The 22958-nt window shown below is 40.4% G+C and carries 23 protein-coding genes, 1 tRNA gene and 1 pseudogene; 9 read left to right on the forward strand and 16 right to left on the reverse strand.

Annotated elements, in window-relative coordinates:
* Positions 1 to 962 (forward strand): ATP-binding domain-containing protein (locus KV40_RS06520; protein WP_036479161.1); only part of this gene is annotated, 962 nt, incomplete at its 5' end.
* 55 nt (positions 963 to 1017) lie between these two features.
* On the opposite strand, the pseudogene KV40_RS06525 reads toward KV40_RS06520, so the two are convergent.
* From KV40_RS06525 to metH, 3 genes and pseudogenes are all read right to left on the reverse strand, one after another.
* Positions 1018 to 2131 (reverse strand): annotated as a pseudogene (locus tag KV40_RS06525) (IS4 family transposase).
* A complete protein-coding gene (locus KV40_RS35650; RefSeq protein WP_172657245.1) occupies positions 2016 to 2255 on the reverse strand; it encodes a hypothetical protein in 240 nt (79 codons plus the stop codon). The pseudogene KV40_RS06525 and the gene KV40_RS35650 overlap by 116 nt, the downstream one beginning before the upstream one ends.
* A gap of 144 nt (positions 2256 to 2399) precedes the next feature.
* On the reverse strand, positions 2400 to 5966 hold the full coding sequence (gene metH / locus KV40_RS06530) for a methionine synthase (protein WP_036479163.1): 3567 nt from the start codon (positions 5964 to 5966) through the stop codon (positions 2400 to 2402).
* Positions 5967 to 6154: 188 nt separating this feature from the next.
* Between metH and KV40_RS06535 the strand changes: the two genes are divergently transcribed.
* Positions 6155 to 6421, forward strand: coding sequence for a hypothetical protein (locus KV40_RS06535; RefSeq protein WP_036479165.1), 267 nt, complete (start codon positions 6155 to 6157; stop codon positions 6419 to 6421).
* Between the two features lie 69 nt (positions 6422 to 6490).
* Here KV40_RS06535 and KV40_RS06540 read toward each other — a convergent pair whose 3' ends face one another.
* From KV40_RS06540 to KV40_RS06550, 3 genes are all read right to left on the reverse strand, one after another.
* Positions 6491 to 6790, reverse strand: a complete 300-nt coding sequence (locus KV40_RS06540) for a HigA family addiction module antitoxin (RefSeq protein WP_036479167.1) — start codon at positions 6788 to 6790, stop codon at positions 6491 to 6493.
* Positions 6791 to 6804: 14 nt separating this feature from the next.
* Complete coding sequence (locus tag KV40_RS06545; protein WP_036479168.1) at positions 6805 to 7086, reverse strand: type II toxin-antitoxin system RelE/ParE family toxin; 282 nt, start codon at positions 7084 to 7086, stop codon at positions 6805 to 6807.
* Between the two features lie 224 nt (positions 7087 to 7310).
* The gene (locus KV40_RS06550; protein WP_036479171.1) at positions 7311 to 7703 is read right to left on the reverse strand and encodes a universal stress protein; all 393 of its coding nucleotides are present in this window, start codon (positions 7701 to 7703) and stop codon (positions 7311 to 7313) included.
* 476 nt (positions 7704 to 8179) lie between these two features.
* Here KV40_RS06550 and KV40_RS06555 point away from each other — a divergent pair, with 476 nt between their 5' ends.
* The 3 genes from KV40_RS06555 (at position 8180) to ureC (ending at position 10680) form a co-directional block, all read left to right on the forward strand.
* Positions 8180 to 8488, forward strand: coding sequence for an urease subunit gamma (locus KV40_RS06555; RefSeq protein WP_036479173.1), 309 nt, complete (start codon positions 8180 to 8182; stop codon positions 8486 to 8488).
* 100 nt (positions 8489 to 8588) lie between these two features.
* Positions 8589 to 8954: an urease subunit beta gene (gene ureB, locus KV40_RS06560; protein ID WP_036479175.1), complete on the forward strand. Its 366-nt coding sequence runs from the start codon at positions 8589 to 8591 to the stop codon at positions 8952 to 8954.
* Between the two features lie 19 nt (positions 8955 to 8973).
* A complete protein-coding gene (gene ureC, locus KV40_RS06565) occupies positions 8974 to 10680 on the forward strand; it encodes an urease subunit alpha (RefSeq protein ID WP_036479176.1) in 1707 nt (568 codons plus the stop codon).
* 68 nt (positions 10681 to 10748) lie between these two features.
* Here the strand turns inward: ureC and KV40_RS36090 are convergent, their stop codons facing one another.
* Both KV40_RS36090 and KV40_RS36095 read right to left on the reverse strand, forming a co-directional pair.
* Positions 10749 to 11087 (reverse strand): transposase, encoded by a 339-nt coding sequence (locus KV40_RS36090; protein ID WP_216595551.1) that lies wholly within the window; start codon positions 11085 to 11087, stop codon positions 10749 to 10751.
* Between the two features lie 60 nt (positions 11088 to 11147).
* Positions 11148 to 11375: a hypothetical protein gene (locus KV40_RS36095; protein WP_216595552.1), complete on the reverse strand. Its 228-nt coding sequence runs from the start codon at positions 11373 to 11375 to the stop codon at positions 11148 to 11150.
* Positions 11376 to 11522: 147 nt separating this feature from the next.
* Between KV40_RS36095 and KV40_RS06575 the strand changes: the two genes are divergently transcribed.
* Positions 11523 to 11978, forward strand: coding sequence for a GatB/YqeY domain-containing protein (locus KV40_RS06575; RefSeq protein WP_036479177.1), 456 nt, complete (start codon positions 11523 to 11525; stop codon positions 11976 to 11978).
* A 31-nt stretch (positions 11979 to 12009) separates the two neighbouring features.
* Here the strand turns inward: KV40_RS06575 and KV40_RS06580 are convergent, their stop codons facing one another.
* Positions 12010 to 12222 (reverse strand): hypothetical protein, encoded by a 213-nt coding sequence (locus KV40_RS06580; RefSeq protein ID WP_036479178.1) that lies wholly within the window; start codon positions 12220 to 12222, stop codon positions 12010 to 12012.
* Positions 12223 to 12253: 31 nt separating this feature from the next.
* Between KV40_RS06580 and dapF the strand changes: the two genes are divergently transcribed.
* Positions 12254 to 13096, forward strand: coding sequence for a diaminopimelate epimerase (gene dapF / locus KV40_RS06585; protein ID WP_036479179.1), 843 nt, complete (start codon positions 12254 to 12256; stop codon positions 13094 to 13096).
* A gap of 306 nt (positions 13097 to 13402) precedes the next feature.
* Positions 13403 to 15139, forward strand: coding sequence for a metallophosphoesterase (locus KV40_RS06590; RefSeq protein WP_081942794.1), 1737 nt, complete (start codon positions 13403 to 13405; stop codon positions 15137 to 15139).
* 20 nt (positions 15140 to 15159) lie between these two features.
* On the opposite strand, the gene KV40_RS06595 is transcribed toward KV40_RS06590, so the two are convergent.
* The 7 genes from KV40_RS06595 to pstB all read right to left on the reverse strand — a co-directional run bounded on the left by KV40_RS06595 (position 15160) and on the right by pstB (position 21892).
* Positions 15160 to 16794 (reverse strand): phytase, encoded by a 1635-nt coding sequence (locus KV40_RS06595; protein WP_052055427.1) that lies wholly within the window; start codon positions 16792 to 16794, stop codon positions 15160 to 15162.
* Between the two features lie 101 nt (positions 16795 to 16895).
* Positions 16896 to 17456 carry an SMI1/KNR4 family protein gene (locus KV40_RS06600; protein WP_036479181.1) on the reverse strand — a complete coding sequence of 187 codons (561 nt, stop codon included), beginning with the start codon at positions 17454 to 17456 and terminating at the stop codon, positions 16896 to 16898.
* Positions 17457 to 17607: 151 nt separating this feature from the next.
* Positions 17608 to 18573, reverse strand: a complete 966-nt coding sequence (locus tag KV40_RS06605; protein WP_036479182.1) for a sll0787 family AIR synthase-like protein — start codon at positions 18571 to 18573, stop codon at positions 17608 to 17610.
* Between the two features lie 146 nt (positions 18574 to 18719).
* A tRNA-Leu gene (locus KV40_RS06610) sits at positions 18720 to 18800 on the reverse strand.
* Positions 18801 to 18843: 43 nt separating this feature from the next.
* Positions 18844 to 20325, reverse strand: a complete 1482-nt coding sequence (locus KV40_RS06615; protein WP_253274181.1) for a family 10 glycosylhydrolase — start codon at positions 20323 to 20325, stop codon at positions 18844 to 18846.
* A gap of 267 nt (positions 20326 to 20592) precedes the next feature.
* The gene (gene psb27 / locus KV40_RS06620; RefSeq protein WP_036479187.1) at positions 20593 to 20997 is read right to left on the reverse strand and encodes a photosystem II protein Psb27; all 405 of its coding nucleotides are present in this window, start codon (positions 20995 to 20997) and stop codon (positions 20593 to 20595) included.
* 91 nt (positions 20998 to 21088) lie between these two features.
* Positions 21089 to 21892 carry a phosphate ABC transporter ATP-binding protein PstB gene (gene pstB, locus KV40_RS06625; protein ID WP_036479189.1) on the reverse strand — a complete coding sequence of 268 codons (804 nt, stop codon included), beginning with the start codon at positions 21890 to 21892 and terminating at the stop codon, positions 21089 to 21091.
* Positions 21893 to 22303: 411 nt separating this feature from the next.
* Between pstB and KV40_RS06630 the strand changes: the two genes are divergently transcribed.
* A complete protein-coding gene (locus KV40_RS06630) occupies positions 22304 to 22957 on the forward strand; it encodes a chromophore lyase CpcT/CpeT (protein WP_052055428.1) in 654 nt (217 codons plus the stop codon).
* The last annotated feature ends 1 nt before the right edge of the window (position 22958 follow it).

The raw sequence follows: 22958 nt of genomic DNA on the forward strand, positions 1-22958 counted from the left end.
ATTTATCTGACTATAACATTGCCATCATTGACGAATTTTCAATGGTGAATCGAGACAACTTCCAAGAAATAGTGACGGCGGCTCGTAGCTCGATTTTGACTAAAGTAGTGTTTGTTGGAGATGAGGCACAACTGCCACCAGTCAAAGAAAAAGAGCCAATTGTAGCCACTTCCAAGGTAATTAATCAAAGTGCTACTTTAATTAAAGTAGTTCGCTATGATGGGGAGCTTGCCTGTGTAGCTGAAGCCATTAGAAGCAATCCTGAATATAGTCGGGTTATTTATCCTTTGACTACTACGGGCGACCAAAGCATTCTTTGTCTTCGGCAWGTTGAATGGAGAGAAAGAGCGTTGGCGTTATTTAAGACTGAAGAATACAAGCTCAATCCCGACTATGTAAGGTTTCTAGCYTGGAGAAATCGCACRGTAGACTCGTTGAATAAATTCGTCCGTAGTAAATTATGGGGTGAAGATGCACCACCATTTGTACCAGGCGATCGTTTAATCGCCAAAAAACCTTTGTTTAGACCCAGACCAGGGGGAAAAGGGAAAAACAAATGGCGTATTTTAATTAATAATTCTGAGGAAGCTCAAGTTATAGAACCTGCTCAGCTAACAGAGTTAGTATTTCGGAAGCAGACTTATCAATATTGGCAAGTTAGAGTTCAGCCTGAAGCTAGTAAATCTCAAACCCTAAATATTCTGCATGAGAGTTGTCTTCATTCTTATGCAGAACAGATTAAATATCTTGCCAGTAAAAAGCAATGGTCTTACTACTTCGATTTATCGAGAATGTTTGATGATGTTGCCTATGCCTATGCTTTAACTATTCACAAAGCTCAAGGCAGCACCATTAATTATGTGTTCTTGGATGTTCGAGATCTGCGTAGTAGTAGCGATCGCCAAAAGCTCTTGTATACCGCTTTGACCCGCACCAAGAAACAGGTTTTAATTTATCAATAGCTGGCATTCCGCCCTCAAACTTTAAAAAAAGAACAGCAAATATTATGTTATTTCGCTAAGTACAGGACAAAAATTGTAGGGAGAAAAGAAATTCATCTTTTTTGAGGTCTAAATCAGTGACGATGGAACGCAAATGATCGAGACCATAACGGAAAATACTTTTAGCAAGTCTTCCGTGCTTTTTTATTTGGATAGGTTCATGTTGATGTAACCACTCTCCTGTCTTGACAGACCAACACAAAGCTAATGTCATTAAAGCTATTAACTTACTCAATCGCTCAGAGCGATTAAAGTGAGTCGATTCTAAGCAAAACCCCCTAGTCTTAAACATGCCAAATAAGGTCTCAATACCCCATCGCTGTCCATAGTCAGAAATAGCTGTGTCACAAGAGTCGGGAGTAATCACAATTAGTAACTCACCATTATCCAGACGTAAAGCAGAAACATAAACTAAACGTCCCCAAACAAGTTTTTTGCCCGATAAAACTTGAGTCTGTCCAGGTTGCAGGTGAGCAAAGATAATTGATGCTCTAAGTTCTTTTCGTCCATCGTTAATGCGATCGCTTGCTCTAATTCTTAATCTAAATCGAATTGTTGGTTCAATCAAAAGATACGAGAGCCAAAACTTACCAATAAATTCGCGGTCGCCAGTAAGATAAGCTACCTTCGCATCAGGGAATATAGAATAAAAACGCTCGAGTAAGTCCATTCTTTCATCGCTATTGGAATTTCCTTTTTTCTCCAGCATTTCCCAAACTAGAGGGTATGCAACGCCATTGTGTATTACTCCTAACAGAAGAATGTTAAACCGTTTCGCGCCAAAAGACCACTCGGTTCTATCAGTGCTTAGCACCCAAGGTTGAGGTATTTGCATCAAAGTCACAATTGCTTTAGCAATGACAACATAATCTAAATCGAAACTACGAAAGAAGCGTTGTAGCCTTTGCGAACGCGAATGCGTTCTAGTCGTCGTAAGACGACGATCTGCGCGTACGCGCTGCATTAGATTCTGTTTTTGCCTTACTTCTAAAGCCAGTTGCCAACTCTACTAAGTTAATTGTCTTTACCCTTAGTAGTGCAATGAGAAACAAAGCGAGGAAATTTAGTCTTGCGCCGTGCCACCCCAAAAGTGGTTTCAAGGTTTGCCGAAGTAAGATAATCTGATTCATAGGGTTCGGTTTGAGTGTAGTTACTTTCAATCAAACCCTTTTCCTGTATTCTTTTGCAAGCTTTTGTTCGATTTTTTGTCCCGTACTTAGTTTTGTTCCATGCTTTCCATGCTTTCTTCTTCATAAGAAATTTTTTGTGAAGTTATTAGAATAGATTTTAGTTTTTTAGAAATATATGTAAATCTAAAAAAGTATTAGAATGGACAACAAACTCTAAGCTTTAAGGCTTAAAAATGAATCTATATACTGCCCACCCAAACAAGATTACCTAAGCACTAAAATACCTAGCCACAGGATGATAAGCCACGATCGCAGTGGTAGACTGTTCGGGATAGAGTTGTTCGCTTTCGTCCATATACATACCAATTCGTTTGGTATCGAGTAAATCTAGTTGCTTGTACTGATCCTGAATGTTGGGACAGGCGGGATAGCCAAAGCTGTAGCGCGAACCACGATAGCGTTGCTGTAAGATATCGCGGATATTATCCGATTCTTCTGCTGCAAAGCCCAACTCTTTACGAATTCTGGCGTGTGTCCATTCAGCCAAAGCTTCTGCCATTTGTACTGCCATGCCGTGATAGTAGAGGTATTCAGTGTATTTGTCGTCTTTAAATAGCTTTTGGGCGTATTCGGTGGCGATTTCTCCTACCGTTACCGCCTGCATGGGGAAGACATCGATATGTTCGGAATTTTTAGTAGCAAAGAAATCGGCAATACAGAGGCGTTTACCAGAAGACTGACGGGGAAATTCAAACGAGGTTACTGGTTTGACAAATCCTTTATCGGTTGGTTCGTAAATGTGCAGGGTGTTACCTTCGGCGTTACAGGGAAAGTAACCATATATTACCGTTAGCTGTAATAAATTTTCTTTGACAACCTTTTGTTTCCATTCTTCTAAAATTGGATGAACGGTATCAGCTAAAAACTTATCGTATTCTTCCCTAGACTGTTCTTTTTTCTTGCGGAATTGCCACTGTCCGACAAATAAAGCCTGCAAATCCAGATAGGGAAAAACTTCTTCAAAGGGTATATCTTCTGGGTTTAATATTTTCGTACCCCAGAAAGGAGGGGTGGGACGTTCTATATCTAAAGCTATTGCTTCCGAACGTTTGGTGTCGATAACTTTTGGTTCTTCCTTTTTACTTGCTTCGTCAACGAAAATTTTATCTTTATTTTCTCCAGCAAAAGGTTGTTCTTCTGTGGATGCGATTGGAGAATTGCCGTTACCTGAATCAGTTTCGTCTAAAAACCCTTTAATATCGTCCCAATTACTATCGGCTTTGGCAGGCATTAATTTATCCATAAAATGCAAATCTGCAAAAGCATCTTTACCGTAAACTACTTTACCTTTATAGACGTTTTGACAATCCTGATGGACAAACTTAGGTGTTAATGCCGCACCACCTAAGATAACGGGAATGGTAATACCTTTTTCATTAAAAGTTTCCAGATTATCTTTCATAAAAGCGGTAGATTTTACCAACAAACCACTCATAGCAATGCAGTCTGGCTGATGTTCTTCGTAAGCTTGAATAATATTTTCTACTGGTTGTTTGATGCCGAGATTGATTACCTTGTAGCCGTTATTAGACAGGATAATATCGACTAAGTTTTTACCAATGTCGTGAACGTCTCCTTTAACCGTAGCGATGACAAATTTACCCTTACCGCTACTGTCGGATTCTTCTTTATCCATGTATGGTTCTAAATGCGCTACCGCCGCCTTCATTGTCTGTGCTGACTGAAGCACAAAGGGAAGCTGCATCTGTCCCGAACCAAAGAGTTCGCCCACTACTTTCATGCCGTCTAACAAGAAAGTATTGACAATATCCAATGGTGGATATTTTTGCATCGCCTCGTCTAAGGCTTCATCCAAACCAATGCGTTCGCCGTCGATAATGTGTTGTTTAAGGCGTTCTTCAATAGGTAGGTTTTTATTTACGGCTTCGGCTTTTTTAGTTTTCTTACCTGCAAATAAAGTTGTCAGTTCCCCTAAAGGATCGTAAGTGCAAGCCTCGCCGTCAAATTGCCGTCTATCGTAAATTAAATCCAAACAAATCTTTTTGTGCCCTTCATCGATTTTAGCCAGAGGTAAAATTTTACTCGCGCTGACAATAGCCGCATCTAAACCTACCTGCATACATTCATGTAAAAAGACGGAGTTTAATACCTGTCTAGCAGCAGGATTTAAACCAAAGGAAACGTTAGAAACACCAAGTAAAATATGACACCCTGGTAGTTCTTCCCTAATGCTTTGAATTGCTTCTACGGTTGCCTTACCGTTTTCTCTATCTTCTTCGATCCCAGTAGAAACGGGTAAAGCCAAAGGATCGAAAAAGATTTCATGAGAAGGAATACCATAGGCTGTTGCGGCATTGTAAGCGCGTTTGGCAATCTCAAATTTTTTGTCCGCAGTCCGTCCCATACCATCTTCATCAATAGTACCGACAACTACTCCCGCGCCGTATTTTTTAGCTAAGTCCAAAACCTGACGGAATCTTTCTTCGCCATCTTCATAGTTAGTGGAGTTGAGGATACACTTACCACCCGCAACCTTTAACCCAGCCTCCATCTTTGTCCATTCGGTAGAGTCAAGCATGAGGGGAAGAGTGACGTTATTCACCAGACGGGATACCAGTTCGTGCATATCCCGTTCGCCATCTCTGCCTACATAGTCTACGTTGACATCGAGGACGTGTGCGCCTTCTTTTACCTGAGATTTGGCTAGAGAAACCAAGCTATCCCAATCTTCTTCATTAAGTAATTCTCGACATTTTTTAGAACCACTGGCGTTTAATCTTTCGCCGACGATTAGGAAAGAATTGTCTTGGATATATGGTTGCGTACTGTAGATAGATGCAGCAGAAGGTTCGTAATAGGGATGACGTTCTTTGGGTTTTAAATCGTTAGTCATCTCCGCCAAAGCTTGAATGTGATCGAAGCGAGTACCACAGCAGCCGCCTACTATCTGCACTCCCAAATCTTCGACGAAGTGCATTAACGCCATGCGTAGTTCCAACGGTGTAAGCTTATAGTGTGCCTGTCCGCCGACATTTTCGGGCAAACCTGCATTGGGTACGCAAGAAACAATAAACGGCGAATGTTCCGACAAATACTTAATATGATCTTTCATTAAATCGGGTCCCGTAGCGCAGTTTAGACCCAAAATATCGATAGGATAGCGTTCTAATATTGCCAATGCCGCGTCCATTTCCGTACCGACTAGCATTGTCCCCATCTGTTCCATCGTCACCGAAACCATTAAGGGAAGTCTGCTACCTTTTTTCTCAAATACCTCTTCTATGGCATTTAATGCTGCCTTAATCTGTAACACATCCTGACAGGTTTCTACCAGCAGCAAATCTACACCGCCGTCATATAAACCTTCTGCTTGTTCGACATAAGCATTGCGTAACGTATCGAAGTCTATATGTCCCAAAGTGGGTAATTTAGTACCAGGTCCCATCGAACCAGCCACAAAGCGCGGCTTATCGGGTGTAGAGTATTTTTTAGCAACTTTTTTGGCTATTTCCGCAGCGGTTTTATTAAGATAGTAAGCCTTGTCTGCTAAATCGTACTCGGCTAAAACTATCGATGTCCCGCCAAAAGTATCGGTTTCAATTACATCCGCACCAGCTTCTAAAAAACCTCGGTGTACCTTCTCCACCGCCTCTGGTTTGGTATGCACTAAATATTCATTACATCCTTCGTATTCCGCACCACCAAAATCGGTTGCGGTAAGGTTTTGTACCTGTAAGTTGGTTCCCATCGCGCCATCTAAGACGAGTACGGGACATTGGGGACTTTTAAGACGATTGAGAAAGAGACTGTTCATTGGTCGCGACTGCGGGTCAACAGAATAAAATTACATAAGTCTTATTATATGGTTGTCTTCAGGAAAAAGGGGAGGCTGTCTATTGCTGGGTTTTCAATCACGCTTCTTTCTTTTAAGCTTTAACTTCTACCAATCTAAATGGGAATAATAAAACTGATAGTATTAAAGCTTGTAAAAGCTAACAAAATATGGAATCTTTTATTATCCTCGCTTTATTTGCTTCTTTGTTTTTTCTTGTTTACATCCTTTATCAAGAAATTAATAAACAAAAAAGAGCTAAAAGAAAATTAAAACTAGATACAGGCTTAAATAAAAAACTTTTGACTATGTTAAACGGCGATGAAAAAGCTGCTTTGAGGCTATTAAGAAATATTCGCCAGAATAATTCTGGCAAAAGTTATGTTTGGTATCAGGAAAAAGTAATTAGAGATCTAGAAAGAGATAGACGTTATTAATATTTCAATCTAGTCGTTATTTGTTAGCGATCGCACTTACCATTCGACATCAAAATAGATCTAATAATTCTAAGCTGAATGCACTTTTACTTCTTGGTACAATCGCTCAGATAGTTGTTCTCGCGCTACTTCTAGATCGTATCTTGTTTGTAGATTCATCCAAAATTCTGCTTCCATGCCAAAAAAGTGTCCTAGTCGCAAAGCGGTATCTGCTGTAATACTTCTTTTGCCATGAACAATCTCATTAATTCGGCGTGGGGGCACTTTAATAGATTGGGCAACATAATACTGACTAATATTCATCGGCTTCAAAAAATCTTCTAATAAGATTTCACCAGGATGTATCGGCGGAAAATCACGTTGAGTCATAAATTTCTTCTCCTTTAATGATAGTCAACTATTTCAACGTCAAAGGCATTACCATCACGCCAAACAAAACATATTCGCCATTGATTGTTAATCCGAATACTATGCTGTCCTTGGCGATCGCCACTCAATGCCTCAAGCCTATTACCAGGTGGTATACGCAAAGTATCAAGAACACTTGCTGCACTTATTTGTTCTAGCTTACGAGCAGCTATTCTTTGAATATCCTGGGGTAACTTGCGACTGAATCGACCGTTAAAAATTTTTTCGGTTTCTTTACACCTAAACGAAGAAATCATAATTCAAATATTAACGTCCTGCGCTAATAACGGCAAGCGTTAATATTATTGCGATCGCGCCAGGGATGTTTTCAAGGTTGCTTTTATCTGATGCGTATCTAGCAAACCTTTTTGCCTGTCTCGCTTTAAATTATCGTCCCACTGCGATCGCACTAGATTTAGTCCTGTCTACGCCTGATGAATTAATCTTTCTATTTCTTACTCTACTTTTGGTTTGGCTTGTTTTAAGGAACAACTAAAACAGGACATGGTGCGAGATTAATTACCCGAATAGTCACACTGTCTGAGGCAGAATCTTCTACTAACCCCAAACCCCGACAACCCATTACAATTAAATCGGCATTAATTTCATCAGCCACATCACAAATAACAAATGGTGGCATACCTTCTTTTTCGATAGTTTCGGCGTTAATTCCGCGATCGCTCAAAAAACTCTTAGCAGAAGTAAGTAATTTAGCAACTTGTTCGGTGGAACTCATGACACCTTCGGCAGAGGTTTCCACTACCGATAGTATGACCAATTTACTGTTGTGGATTTTAACCAAATCTGCGACAACTTCAGCAGCACTTCTGGCTTCTCTAGTAATATCAATGGCAAATAAAATAGTTTGGAACATAAGACAAAATCTTCTCCAACACAATACCTACAAATTTTTAGAGCGATCGCTCTGGTTTAAATTGATTCTTACCTACGGGCGATTGGCAAAGCCAGCGCGCAAAGCGAGATAAGCCCGAAGGGAAGGGCGCGTCTGGCGATGTTTCGTCGCCAGTTTATGCCGCCCGTCATCCGCTTTGCGATCGCCAAAGGTATAAATAATTTTATTAATTCAATATACAGCGTTTTTTAGTTACATTTTATACTTTTTGTTCTAATACATTGGGCAATTAATAAGTAAAGCAAAACTGAGCGATTGGATATATTTGGCGATTATTGCCTATTAGGGAGTGCAAATAGAGCAAAAATCAAGAATATTTAAATTTAATTCTTTAATCCTGCTTGATGTTTGGTATTTATTTTTGTAAATATGAATTTCACTCTCTCAAAAATTACTATAAATATTTATTGCGTCAATAACAATTAAGAGGTGTATTTGTGTATCTGACACCAAAAGAAATGGAACGCCTGACAATCTTTACTGCTGCTGAAATTGCGCGTCGTCGTAAAGCAAAAGGGATTAAATTGAACGTTCCAGAAGCGATCGCTTACATCACCGATACGGTAGTAGAAGGAGCGAGAGAAGATAAGACAGTAGCTCAGTTAATGAGTGAAGGAGCAAATTTATTAACAACCGATGATGTTTTGCCAGGAGTAGCCGAACTAATTCCTTTAATTCAAGTAGAGGCTCATTTTCTCGATGGCACAAAATTAATTAGCATTCATAATCCCATCAGATCTCCATAATAGATAATTTAGGCATTTAAAGCTTATAACTAAAGTTGAGCTTAGTTCATTCAATAGAAAACTACCTTTTGACTTTTGATTTTTAACTTTTGACTCCATCATGATTCCAGGACAGATATTTTTTGCCGATAATGAAATTGAGATTAACGCAGGTAGAGACAAAAAAACTATAGCAGTAGCTAATACAGGCGATCGTCCGATTCAGGTAGGCTCTCATTTTCATTTTTTTGAAGTCAATCGCGCTCTTCAATTCGATCGCGCTACTGCTTTTGGTTTTCGTTTAGATATTCCTTCTGGTACGTCGGTGCGCTTTGAGCCTGGAGATACCAAAGAGGTTAGCTTAGTGGCAATTGGAGGTAACAGAAAAGTTAGAGGACTTAATAACTTAACTAACGCCACATTAGATAATTCTCAACATAAAGATGCTGCGATCGCCAAAGCTGAAGAATTGGGTTATATATCATAACGAGACGAGTAACTAAAACATGAGAATCAACCGCGAGCGTTACGGAGAACTATTCGGTCCGACGACAGGCGATCGCCTACGTTTGGGAGATACTTCGATAATTATTGAAATAGAAGCCGATACGGGGGTTTATGGCGATGAATGCGTCTTTGGTGGTGGTAAAACGCTGCGGGATGGTTTGGGTTTGGCACCAGGGGTTACGGCTGCTGAAGGAGCTTTGGATTTAGTCCTCACTAACGTCATTATCATGGATGCGGTTTTGGGAATTATCAAAACCGATTTGGGCATTAAAGACGGCAAAATTGTCGGCATTGGTAAAGCTGGCAATCCCGATATTATGGACGGAGTAACACCCAATTTGATTGTCAGTGCTAATACAGACGTGCGCTCGGCTGAAGGCTTAATTGCGACTGCTGGCGGTATCGACGGTCACGTTCACTTCGATAGTGCAGGATTGTGTGCCGAAGCTCTCTCTAGCGGTATTACTACCATGATTGGTGGCGGTTTGGGACCCGTGACCGTAGGAATTTGTTCCGGTGGCGCGAGAAATTTAGGAATCATGCTGCAAGCTACAGAAAGCTTTCCGATTAATTTTGGCTTTTTAGGCAAAGGAAGCTCTAGTCTACCCGCGAGTTTAAACGAACAAATAGAAGGCGGCGCGATCGGCTTAAAGATTCACGAAGATTGGGGAGCAATGCCTCCAGCGATCGATACCTGTCTGAGGGTAGCGGATGAATACGATTTTCAGGTACAGCTACATACCGATACTCTCAACGAATCTGGTTATGTAGAAGATACCCTGGCAGCGATCGCAGGTAGAACTATTCACATGTATCATACCGAAGGAGCGGGCGGCGGTCACGCACCAGACATTATTAAAGTTGCGGCATATCCTCACTGTCTGCCTTCTTCTACCAATCCTACCAATCCCTATACAGTTAATACTTTTGACGAACATCTAGATATGGTGATGGTCTGCCATCATTTAAACCCTAGAGTTCCCGAAGATATTGCCTTTGCCGAATCTCGGATTCGGGCTGAAACTATTGCTGCCGAAGACATTCTTCACGACATGGGTGCAATTTCGATGATGGGTTCGGACAGTCAGGGGATGGGACGCATTGCTGAAACTATTTGCCGCACCTGGCAACTAGCTTCTAAAATGAAAGACCAACGAGGCGCATTACCAGAAGACAGCGATAGGAACGACAACCAACGAGCCTTACGTTATTTAGCCAAATACACAATTAATCCCGCTCGCACCTACGGTATCGATAAATATGTCGGTTCTCTCGAATCAGGAAAAATAGCCGATATCGTCCTGTGGCAACCTGGATACTTTGGCATTAAGCCAGAATTGATTATTAAAGGCGGTTTTATTGCTTGGTCGCCTATGGGAGAGTCTAATGCTTCTTTGATGACCTGCGAACCAATTATTTATCGTCCGCAGTGGAGTAGTTTTGGTATTGCTCCTCAAGCTACTTCCTGTTGTTTTATGACTCAGGCGGCAATAGATAAAGGTTTACCCGATAAATTGGGCTTACGCAAACCAGCATTACCCGTAAGTGGTACTCGTACTCTATCTAAAATCGATCTAACGTACAATAATATTTGTCCCGATATTGAAGTCGATCCCGATACTTTTCAAGTAAAAGTCGATGGCGAGTTAGCAATGTGTCAACCTGTCGATCGCGTACCTTTAGGAAGATTGTACATGTTTCGGTAAGAACTTAAGACATTTAATTGTTAGTTTTTGACATATTGGCAATCGCAATAATCATTTCTATATATCCATTAATAAAAACAATCTTCACGCCAATTACGAGGATTTTCGATTATGTATTCTGCAATTCGTAAATAGGATTGTTCGTCTCGAATAATATGGTCGTGAAATCGAGATTGCCAACAAAAATCAAATCCCAATCGCCGTGAGTGTTTTGTTATCGCTGATTTATATCCCCCAACAATTGATGAAATGGTATTTTTGCCCTGGTTTTGAAACCGATTGCGACCAATTTCCCTGGTTTTATGGTTTACGGTAGAGACAAGGCATGCCTTGTCTCTACGTCCATCAATTGCGTTGTTGTTACTAGAATTATCCAAAATTAAAATTCCGTGAATATGGTTGGGCATTACCACAAATTCCCCCAAATGAAATCATCGGGCGGTCAACGTTCCGAGGAGACCTCGGAACTACGCCCGTTCAATATTTTTGGCATGATTTTTGATTTCGTACCACAGCACATCCGCAATAATTCCCACATGGGATAATATCATTTTGCCCCGTACCACCTCTCCGAAAAAATGACGGCGATCGCCCGTGCAAATGGTAATAAAATACATACCATTTGAACCATAATCCCAAGACTGTAAACGAGCCGAAGCAATACGATATTTACCTTTAAATTTTTCCTCGTTCAACGCAAACTCCTATTCTCTATTACCAAACTACTCTCCTCTAAGGTCTCAAATCTGTAATTTGAGTACTAAACTGCATAGACTCTCCCTTTAGCTTGCCTATAAGGTAAAACGATATAATAGGTCTTTTTAGGAGGGGTTCAGATTGCAATGGGTCTTAAAGAACAAATTGGTGAAGATATTAAATCGGCAATGAAAGCCAAAGACAAACTGCGCTTAGAAACAGTTAGAGGCATTAAAAAAGCCATTTTAGAAAAAGAAGTCTCTCTGCGTCCTCAAGGACAAGACAGCTTAACTCCAGAACAAGAAATCGAACTATTAGCGCAACAGGCAAAACAGCGACGCGACTCGATCGCCCAATTCCAACAAGCAGGACGAGAAGACCTGGCAGAAAAAGAAAGCCAGGAACTAGCAATTATTGAAACCTATTTACCCAAACAGGTCAGCGATGACGAGTTAGAAGCGATCGTTGACCAAATTATTGCCTCAGTGGGTGCCTCGTCGCCAAAAGATCTGGGTAAAGTAATGGGACCTGCGATGAAACAGCTTAAAGGCAAAGCTGACGGTAAAAAAATACAGGCTTTAGTTAAGAACAAGCTGGCTTAAATTTTGGGTTACAACTTCCAGTCACTTGAATTTAAGCTTTAGGCTTAAGATAAACTAAAGCTTGCCGCCAAATCATTGTCTGCTGGTCGTAATGATCTACCAAGCAAAAGCAATCATCGTCTTGCCAGATAATTTTGCCGAACAGCAAATCGTCAGTAACTAGCTTTAGTTCTACTTCTTGTTTGTCTTTAATATAGTCTTGGACTTTTCTGACGCTTGGTAGACCAGTATCAAATTCACTCATTTTAAATCGTTATTATTAGGAAAATTCGCAAATGACAATTGAGTTTAGCAAATATCAAGGATTGGGTAATGATTTTATTTTGGTCGATAATTTGCACTCTGTCGAACCCATAATAACTCCAGAACAAGCCGTAAAAATGTGCGATCGCCATTTTGGTATTGGTGCCGACGGTGTTATTTTCGCGCTGCCAGGGCGAGAAGATGCTGATTACACCATGCGTATTTATAATTCTGACGGTTCGGAACCAGAAATGTGCGGCAATGGTATTCGCTGTCTGGCTAAATTTATTGCTAAATTGACAGGCGAAACCAACGATAACAAAGCTTACAAAATTTATACCCTCGCTGGCATAATTACGCCAAAACTAACTGGCAACGGTGAAGTTACAGTAGATATGGGTATGCCACAGCTAACAGCAGCCAAAATTCCTACTACTTTGGTTGCTGAAGATGAAAAAGTTATCGATCTTTCTATCGCTGTCGGCGGTCGCACCTGGTCTGTTACCTGTGTCAGTATGGGCAATCCCCACTGTATTACTTTTGTTGAAGATAGCCAGGCGATCGCTTTAGAAACTATTGGACCGCTATTCGAGCATCATCAGGTTTTTCCCCAACGTACAAATACGGAGTTTATTGAAGTTGTCAACTCGGACTATATAAAAATGCGCGTCTGGGAACGAGGGGCGGGAATCACTTTGGCTTGTGGTACTGGTGCTTGTGCTTCGGTAGTTGCAGGGGTACTCAATAATAAGTGCGATCGCGCCTGTAAAGTAGAACTTCCAGGGGGATGCTTGCAAATTGAGTGGTCTGAATCTGATGGACGAGTTTACATGACTGGTCCTGCAATTGAAGTATTTACTGGTAAATATCTATAAAAAATCCCACCGCTCGTTATTAAGGGTGAGATAAAAAAGGATACCACTAAACACAAACATCAAATAACTTCGAGCTTTTTTGAGGCAATTTAATACAAACTTTACTAAATAGTCTGCTAGATAAATAATTTTACTTATTTAGTTATTAGCTCTGTTATTTATTAACCTCATTATAAACTTGAATCGGTAAAATCATCTAGTTAATTTGCCATGCTTTATCAAAGCTTTAAATAATTGGTTAAATAGATAAAAACTCTAAAAATTATCTAATTGTAAAAAAACTGGCAAGAGCAAATGCTAATTGAAATGAAGCTTAATAATTTTACCTGGTGGTTCTTAATAATTATTTTGCTAATTATTGCCTGGTCAACGATAACTTCTATCAGAGACGACCGACAGTCTCTAGCAATTAAATCTTTACTTAGCGATCCTTTTCTACAGCTACCTACTCCAACTTCAGTTAATGTGGTGTGGTTTACCGAATTTTCTGGCGATCGCCACTGGGTAACATACGGACAAAAGTTAGAAAATAAGGCTGTTGCTACTACTACCAAACTCAGTCGAGTTAGAGAAGACAAAGATTCGGAGTTTGATAACAATAGTACTAAACCCAAGCTTAGAAATATTTGGCGACATGAAGCGGTAGTTAAAGGACTATCTTCAGGTCAAGTAATTCCCTATCAAGTCAGTAGTGAACTTGGTGGCGCAATTATCAATAGCTCTACTTTTACCTTATCTAGTTTACCCGCCCCAGGAACGCCTTTAAGAATACTGCTCACTTCCGATCATCAGTTAATGCCGATGACAACTGCCAATCTGCAAAAAGTAACAGAAACTATTGATAACATAGATGCGGTTTTTATGGCGGGAGATTTAGTTAACGTTCCCGATCGCGCTTCAGAATGGTTTGATGACAATCGAGGCGGTGCTTTTTTTCCTGGCTTACAGGGACGCGCTAGCTACGAACTAGAAACTAATGGTGTTAAAACCACATATCAAGGGGGAGAAATAATTCAACACGCACCTTTGTTTACTGCTATTGGCAATCATGAAGTAATGGGGAGATTTTCTACTGAAAAACTTCTGAAGGAACAGTTTAATGATGGCGTTCCCCGTTCGGTTGCCGCCGATTATTACCGACAGACTAATCCTAATGGCGATCGCCCAATTCCTCATAGCTGGCTGGTAGACAATTCTTTTAATACCAACACCTACGAAGAAATTTTTAGTCTACCTCAAAGCGATCGCTATTATGCAGTTACCTTTGGCGATATTCGTCTGGTAGTTTTGTATGTAACTAATACCTGGCGCAGTCCCGATCTCGAACCCGATGTAAAAGGTAGATATCAAGAACGCCAAGCAGATTTAGACAATCCTTGGGAGTGGGGATACGGACAGCATATTTTTGAACCAATAGCCAAAGGTAGTTCTCAGTATCAGTGGTTAGAAACAGAACTAAACAGCGAAGCCTTTCGACAGGCAAAATACAAAATGGTCATGTTTCACCATCCTCCCCATACTCTAGGAGGTAATATCGTTCCCGCATACACCGATCCTCAACCGCAAGTTGAATATGAAGACAATAAAATTACCTCAGTTCGCTATCAATATCCCATTGCTAAAGACTATATCATTCAAGATTTGATTCCCCTGTTAGAATCGGCAGGAGTACAGTTAGTTTACTACGGACACTCCCATCTTTGGAATCGTTTTATCAGGCCCTCTGGTATGCACTTTTTAGAATCTTCTAACGTTGGTAACACTTATGGGGCGCATTTGGGTGACAACAAACGTTCCGTACCCGAAGACGATCCAGAAATTAACTACGCTACCGTCGGAGATCCCAATGGTTTAGAAGCGATCGTTCCTAGTATCGCACCGCTAATCGACGAGTCGGGAGTTCCTCTGCCTTATATAGCTAGTAATGAAATTACCGTTTTTAGCATTTTTGACACTGCTACAGGAACTATTAGCAGCTACCGTTACAATACCAGCCAGCCAGAATCGCCAGTAGTTAAGTTTGATGAGTTTTCATTAGATTAAATTGCGATCGTGGCATCGCGTCAAGCCAAATAACCAGAGTCGTCAACTACCGTAGCAATGAAATTGTCTATTGTATTTAGATCGCTCGGTATTTGCTCCTCAAAATAGTCATTTATGCCACAAGCTGTTAACTGTTGAATTTCCTCTCTAATATCAAATTCTGTCCAGCTATTTGCCAAGGTATTAATTTGGCGATCGTAATTATCTAAGTCTAGTTGTGAATCTTTGATTTTGTCTTTAACTGCAAGTAAAGCATCGGTTACTTTAGCTTCAACCATACCAGCAACATTGTTAAAGTCAGCATCGGTAGCATATTTAAAAGTTACCTTACCCGATTCATTACTACAATTCCACGATAAATTTTTATCTGAAGTAGTATCGTCACCGTCTACCCTATCGCTTGTAGTTCTAGTTTGAGGTTGGCGAGGATCGAAGCTGTTAGTGTCGTAAGTAGGTAAATTAGGAAAAATCTCGGCAAAATCGGCTAGATTAATATATTTGAAGTTAGTATTATTTTCAATTTCGCCATCTTCAGAAACTGTTGCAGGTTCGTTAAAACTATCCTGCACTACTAAAAGTCCAACAGGATAGTCATCGCCTAAAGGGACATTAGTAACATCTATGCCATCGGCTTCTTCTACACCGTCGATCTGCTTACCGTCTTCAATAGCAAAACTGCCAAGGTATGAATTGCTATCAGCGCGGTCGTAAATTGCAAAGGTGCTGTCTCCCTGACTTGAAGCTAATAAGTAACCGTTGCCGTCTTCGCCATAATAAATCGTCAATCCTTCTATATCTGCTGTCAGAGGAGAATTTCCCCAAATACCGTCTACCGTATCGACAATTGTTCCCTCATTACTTCCGTCAGGTTCGGCAGAATATTTCCAAATTCCGTATTCTTCCTGTGCGACATAAAGAACGCCCGTTTCGCGATCGACTACCATACCTTCTACCTGAGCATCTTCTAGTTCTAGCCCTTCGGGTACGGGAACTTCAAAAGTACGAACTATCTTGGCATTGACTACTGGTTCATCAGCCAGACCAAATGTCGGAGTTATTTCTAATTGAGCTATTTTATTGCTTTCTGCCTGAGAAACAAAGACATAAGTTTTATCATCAACAGTGCTTTTGTAGGTAGCCAAACCATAAGCGGTTGCTTCTCCATCATCTACACCAAAAATCGATTCGGGAAATTCAAAACCTTCATCCCATTTATATAGTTTTTTGGTTTCTGGTTCTATAGAAAAGAAAGCCAGGGTATCATTAGCGCGATCGCTGACGATTGCTAAATCTAAAGTGGCGGTTTCTCCAACAAACTGAGTTTTATATTCAACTCCATAGGCAATATCTACATTCTCATAGCGAACATTTTTAGGTGTAATGCTTTGTAATTCTTTTCCTTCTAAGTCATAAACTCGCAAACCACCGTTTTCAAAAGTAGTTATAACCAAACTTTCTTCAGGGTTATCGGGATGAACGTAAATCGCGGGATCGCCAGCATCAAAATTTTCAGCGGGTGTTTCTTTTGTGGCAGTAACCGCAGGTATAGCTTGAGTATTCATGGCAAAAGCTACATACCAGGTAGCGTGACTGTAGTTAAAATTATTATCGCTTATTTTCGCTGGTAAAGATTGATAATTGTTTGCCGTTAGCAAAATTTATTGTTGTGGAGATAATCATCATTACCATCGTCATAGCAAGAGCAGTTGGCGATCGCTCTATTCTTACTGTAAAAGCAAATTGGCAGCTATAAATCTTAGCTAGACTTATTTTTTTTTGCTCTCCTTTTAGCAATTATTCGTTCTTTGAATTCTAGTTCTGCCTCCCAAAAATCGAAGAGAGACTCGGTATTCTTTTTAGCCCCAGTCTCACCATCACCTGAATCGTAGAAAATTATTGGGTCTTCGACACCTTTTTCTGCTATAAAATACCATGATTCCATTCTATATTTCATAGCAAAAATAAAAGCGTTTGCAGGTAGCATTTTTTCTGTAAAAGCCGCTTTTTCTTCTGGTGGCGTTTCTAGTAGTACTTCTCGATCTGAATCTCTAAACAATTGGGTCAACAACAGTGGACTTGGATACAAAAATTCTAAATCTGTTGCCACAGAGCCAAAATTATGACCAAAGTATCTAAGAAAAACTTTATAGCTATATGGTAAAGATAGTTTATAGGTCTGCTCTATTTCAGCAATTTCTTGTTCGCTACAGCCTTTAAGTCGTTCTGGTGTAGCCACCTGAGAGCGGATAGCTCTGTGGTATAAATTATCTGCTCTAGCATCAAGAGACTGTTTGAGATTATTGTTCAAATTGTCCATATACTCTTAATCTAAATATTATTTAGAAATAAAACTATTTAGGATGACCATCGCCTTTAATAACATAGTGTCGGTTTATATTGACGAATCTAATTGTAAAAGTCTGTTAAATATATAGAAACAGTATTTAGACAAGTTAAATCATATCATTTTAATGTTTCAAAAATTTGTCTTTCTGCCAGTCCCAAAATAAGACGGATTTTGCTTTTGATTCTAACCACAGTTGCGAATTGTTTTTAACCTCTCCTACTACGGCAAAGTTAATATCTCGCTGATGAAACTGTTGCTCTACAACATCAACATTGTCTGGAAAAATGCTGAATATAAAGCCATAACTAGGAAAAGTTAGCAGCCAAGTTTCTAAAGGTATAGCTAGCGGACGGGGAATCTTATCTAGATCTAACACCGCACCACAATTAGAAGCTTCAATGAGCATTAACAAAGTTCCGACAATTCCCCCCATACTGATATCTTTTCCAGCCTGACATAAATCTCTTTCTGCCAGGTAAGGAAGAATGTTTAAATCTGCTTGCAGTCTGTCTGGATTGGATTTGGTTGCAGCATTCCAAAATGGAAATTGAGGGTGCATTTCTCCGCGCAGATCGATCGCAACAGCTAATAAATCTCCAGGCTGTGCTTCAAAACTGCTTATCAATTTATTGGCACGTCCCAAAATTGCTACCGATAAAGCATTGTAAGCACTTTTAAAATTAGTGTGTCCGCCGACAATAGGTACGTTGTAAGCTAGGGAAGCTGCTTTCATACCTTCTAGTAGCGGTGTGGCTTTAGCTGCATCCTCAGTCCAAATTGTATCCACAACAGCAGTAGCTTTACCTCCCATTGCGGCAATATCGCTAACGTTAACCATCACCGCACACCAACCAGCAAACCAGGGATCGCTTTCTACAAGTACGTGCCAGATTCCCTCGGCTGCCAAGAGTAAATAACCATCTCCATCTGGTATCGCCGCACAGTCATCGCCGACGCGAATAGAACTGTTCGTCGATAGAGCTAAAATTTTATCGGTAATTTGAATATCTTGTTTTTGAACGATGCCTAATGACTGTCTCAGTTTTGCTGCTAATTGCTGAAGTTTAGAAGTCTGGCGATCGCTCATGTTGCAACTTTTGTTTCTAGATTGAAGCGATCGCCGTTCGTCGCGTTAATATTTACGATAATAGTCGAGCAATATTTGAGTATAGCGATCGCTCGTCGAGTTAGCAATTAGGCTGAAAACCATACCAAATAGGCACTTAACCTCAATGCGGATGAAGAGACTCGAACTCTTACGTCAAAGACACTAGAACCTAAATCTAGCGCGTCTACCAATTCCGCCACATCCGCAGAAAATTACTAATCTACATCATAACAGAGACTGTCAATAAATTTACTGTAAATCGCAAAACTTACGCTGGCGATCGATATCGGGTTCTTGCCAGGAATATGCAAAGTGACTGACAGAATTAATTTCAGGAGTAGCTTTTCGCAAGGCTTCCATTTGTGCTTCTAAAGGAGGATGATCGCGATAGGGTTGTCCCCAGGTACCAGCCAGAGCGGGAGTAACTTTAGTTTCTGGAGCGGCTTTTTGTAGCACAGTTTTTACCTGTTGGGCGATACAATCGGTGCCTTCACACACCGCATACGCCATTGGATGCCATTCTAAAGCAGCAGGAAACTTATCCCAAGCCTGTAAGCGCGAATCAAATCCCGCTTTACCGACAATTTGATTGGCATCGGGAAAAAAGACCGCTCCTGCTGGAAGACTGCGATTGATAGCGGGAGCAGCAGCAAAAGAGAGAAAATCGAGAATTCCTTGTGCCGCATGAGCTACAGAAAATAGCCAGAGATCCGATTGAAAGATACGTTGGCGTTCTCCTAAAGATAGTTCTGATTCTGCAATAATTTTACGACCTTGCCAATCAGCATTTTCGTCTGGATACTGACGGTCGATTTCGGCAATGTCATTAGCTGTAATAGTGCCATGTTCGATATATTTAGCGATCGCTGCCCGTCCCTTATTATTCTTGGCACGTCCCAACATAGTTTGTAGTGAAGATTTACCATAAATCCACAGGTCGCGAACGCTACTAACCGCAGAATAACCATCCATACCGCGAGGATAGCGAATATAGTCGAATAAAATTCCATCTGGGTTGCGTTTGAGAACCGCTTCGACTAAATTGCGATAGTCTGCTTTGGCTTGCGGGCTGTAGGGGTCGATAAATGCTTGCGAGCGGTCTTGAACGAAAGTCAGGCTGTTATCTCCTGTAGCGTTACGCGCTAAAGCATCTTGTCGTTGGGGATCTTGAGCGTATGTATAGCCAAAATTCATGGTAAATAGCCAGGCGTAGACCTTTAAACCCCGTTGGTGACCTTTGGCAATAGTTTGCTGTAATAAGTCGAGATTTTCCGCACCAGGCGATCGCACTACTGGTATCCAGGGAGTAGGATTGTCTGCTGGAGGTAAGAGAACTTGACCGTCATAAAAAACTTCGAGATGAATTTTGTTATAACCCAAATTAACGATGCGATCGAGAACATAATCGAGGGAGCCTGGGCTGACATCGCAAGGATAGAGACGCAGCCAAACCGCCTGTTCTTCGGGCCAGCTTTGAGAGCGGCATTGTTGCAGCATTAAACTATGTTTGCGAACGATAGCTTGATACTCGGCGGCAGCTTGGGTATTATTTTCTAAAGCGGAGGCGAGCAACTGCTCTTTGGCAGCAACTTCTTCGGGAGCAAATTGGCAATATGCTCCCGTCGCAGCATGAGCAGATTTTATCGAGTGTAATGGAGATAATAAGCCTGCGGCGATCGCTACTCTGATTATAGTAGACCGAATTACCCGATTTTTAGTTGTTTGCCGCACTATTGCAATGCCTCCCTCGCTTCAATTTTCCTACGATATACCAAACAGAGTTTGTTGCTCTTTTTTTTAAAACTTATATCAATTTAACCTACATAAATTTTATTTTGATGTCGAGAGTAATTCTATCGATTGAAGTTCAACAATGAATAGCGACCATTGAGCGACCATCGATCAATAATAAATGCTTGATGATAACTGCTTTAGCAAAAAAAAGTCCCTCTCAAAATAATTTCTGAGAGAGAAACTACTAATAATTAAATGAAAAAACTAAACGCCTCGTTTGAGAGATATCTCTACCTGTTTGAATTCTTGGTTGAGTCTTTTCTTAAGTTTATCGGGTAAAGGACGATTGCCATAGGAACTATAGTAACCAGCAACTGCATTTAAAGCTGTTTGCATGGTGGTAAAAGAACGCAGACCAGAAGTTTTGGAATTGCGTCTATATCTAGAAGCATAATCGCTGATTTTTCGGCGTGCGTCGAGAACGACAGCATCTTTATCTGGAGAATTGTCTGGCAGATCGATCGCCCTTCTCAAGCTGTCCATAACTGCTACAGTATCTTGACTGAAATTACCCGATAATCCCGAAGGATTGGAAGTACAGCCCATTAAACCAATTACTGCTACTAGCATCAGAGCTAGTAGACGCGACAAAAATTTTTTAGAAAACATAAATTTATTTAGTCTCAATCCCAGGTTCAACTTATCCTATCAAGAAATCGGTACCTACCAATACCTCTTATAGATAGAACTAAGCTATAAATCAACCAAAACGACCGCTAACGTATTCTTTAGTTGCTTCTTCTTTGGGATTTTGGAAAATTTCTTCGGTCGGAGCGAATTCACCTAAATAACCCTGACGATTGCCGCTTTCGGTAGCCGTAACGTTAAAGAAACCAGTGTAGTCTGCCACCCTCGATGCCTGCTGCATATTATGAGTGACAATTACGATTGTATAGTTTTCTTTTAGTTGGTGAATTAATTCTTCAACTTTGAGTGTAGAAATGGGATCTAATGCCGAGCAAGGTTCGTCCATTAATACAACATCTGGCTGTAACGCTACGGCTCTGGCAATACATAAGCGTTGCTGCTGTCCGCCACTAAGTGCCAAACCGCTTTGTCTGAGTTTATCTTTAACCTCATCCCATAGTGCTGCCTGTCGGAGCGATCGCTCTACTAGCTCATCCATATCTCCCTTGTAGCCATTGATTCTGGCTCCAAAAGCAATATTTTCGTAGATTGATTTGGGAAAAGGATTGGGACGTTGAAACACCATGCCAATTTTACGTCTGACCTGCACTGGGTCGATGTCTTTTGCGTAGAGGTTTTGACCGTGATAGGTAATCAAACCTTCCAAACGAAAAATAGGTATTAAATCATTGAGGCGATTGTAGCAGCGAATGAGGGTACTTTTGCCACAGCCCGAAGGTCCGATAAAAGCGGTAACTTTATTTTTAGGAATATCTAAATAAATACCTTTTACAGCTAAAAAATCACCATAATAAACATTAACGTTTTCAGCTTTTAAAACCGTCTCTGTTTGAGTAACAGTTGCGCGATCGTACATAATTTTTCTTGCTCTTAATACATATAAATTTTAATAAACAGTTTGCAGACAAGATGCAGACTTAATTTATCATATTTTTCAGTCAAACTTTGCCTCTTTTTGCCAACCAAACTGTTCTATGTTGGCAACTTTTTAAATTTAAATAAATTTAAAGTCGATTTTATTCAATGCTAGCTGATGCGGGTTATGACTGAATTAACTTTCAATTAAACAATATGTTAACCTTTATTTAACCTAATCTTAAACTAAGGCGACGTTGAAATTAATTGAAGCGAAATACGTAGCAGGTATTAAACCTGTTTTATACCATATTAAACTAAAAAAGGCTTTCAAAATTTCGTTTCCCAAAGCTAACAAACGTTGCCTTTTAAAAGCTCGAAAATTACTATAAACAAATTTCTTATTGACATTATGGGTTTGTCTAAATTTAATCTAGCTATAGTACTTACCTATACAGGAGCGATTTACTCTTCAGCAGCATTTGCTTTACCTACACCATCTCAGTCAGTAGCAGAAGTAGTGTCTCATTTAGAGGGTGTTATGGATACTTCGGCTCAAGCTGCTGCTAATTCTGATAAAGCCAACGTACGCATGACCACCTGTAGAGTGGAAGTTGCTGACGCAAATAATTCTAGTTCGGTATATCTCTATCAAGAACAAGCTTTGAACGAAAGTTTGGATGCTCCCTATCGCCAAAGATTTTTAGAGATTTATCCAGGCAAACGCCAGGATATAGTGGTTTCCCGTTCTTATAAACCCGAATCTACCGAAGTTTGGAACGGATTTTGCGATCGCCCCCAAGCTCAAAGAATTGTAGATAGCGATCGCTTGGGTCAACCCTTGTGTAGCGTATTTCTTAAAAAGCTAGTTAGTGTATATGAAGGTAAAACTAAACCAGGAGGTTGTCCGACTAATTTTCGGGGAGCAAATTATATTACCAATACTATAATTTTACACGATCGCGGCATGGATACTTGGGATCGGGGTTTCGATAAGGCTGGCGATCGGGTTTGGGGTGCCGACGAAACTGGTTATCAATATCGTTGGTCTAATAAAGAGAAATAAT

Origin of the sequence: Myxosarcina sp. GI1 (genome assembly GCF_000756305.1) — a bacterium.
In the GTDB taxonomy this organism is placed as follows: domain Bacteria; phylum Cyanobacteriota; class Cyanobacteriia; order Cyanobacteriales; family Xenococcaceae; genus Myxosarcina.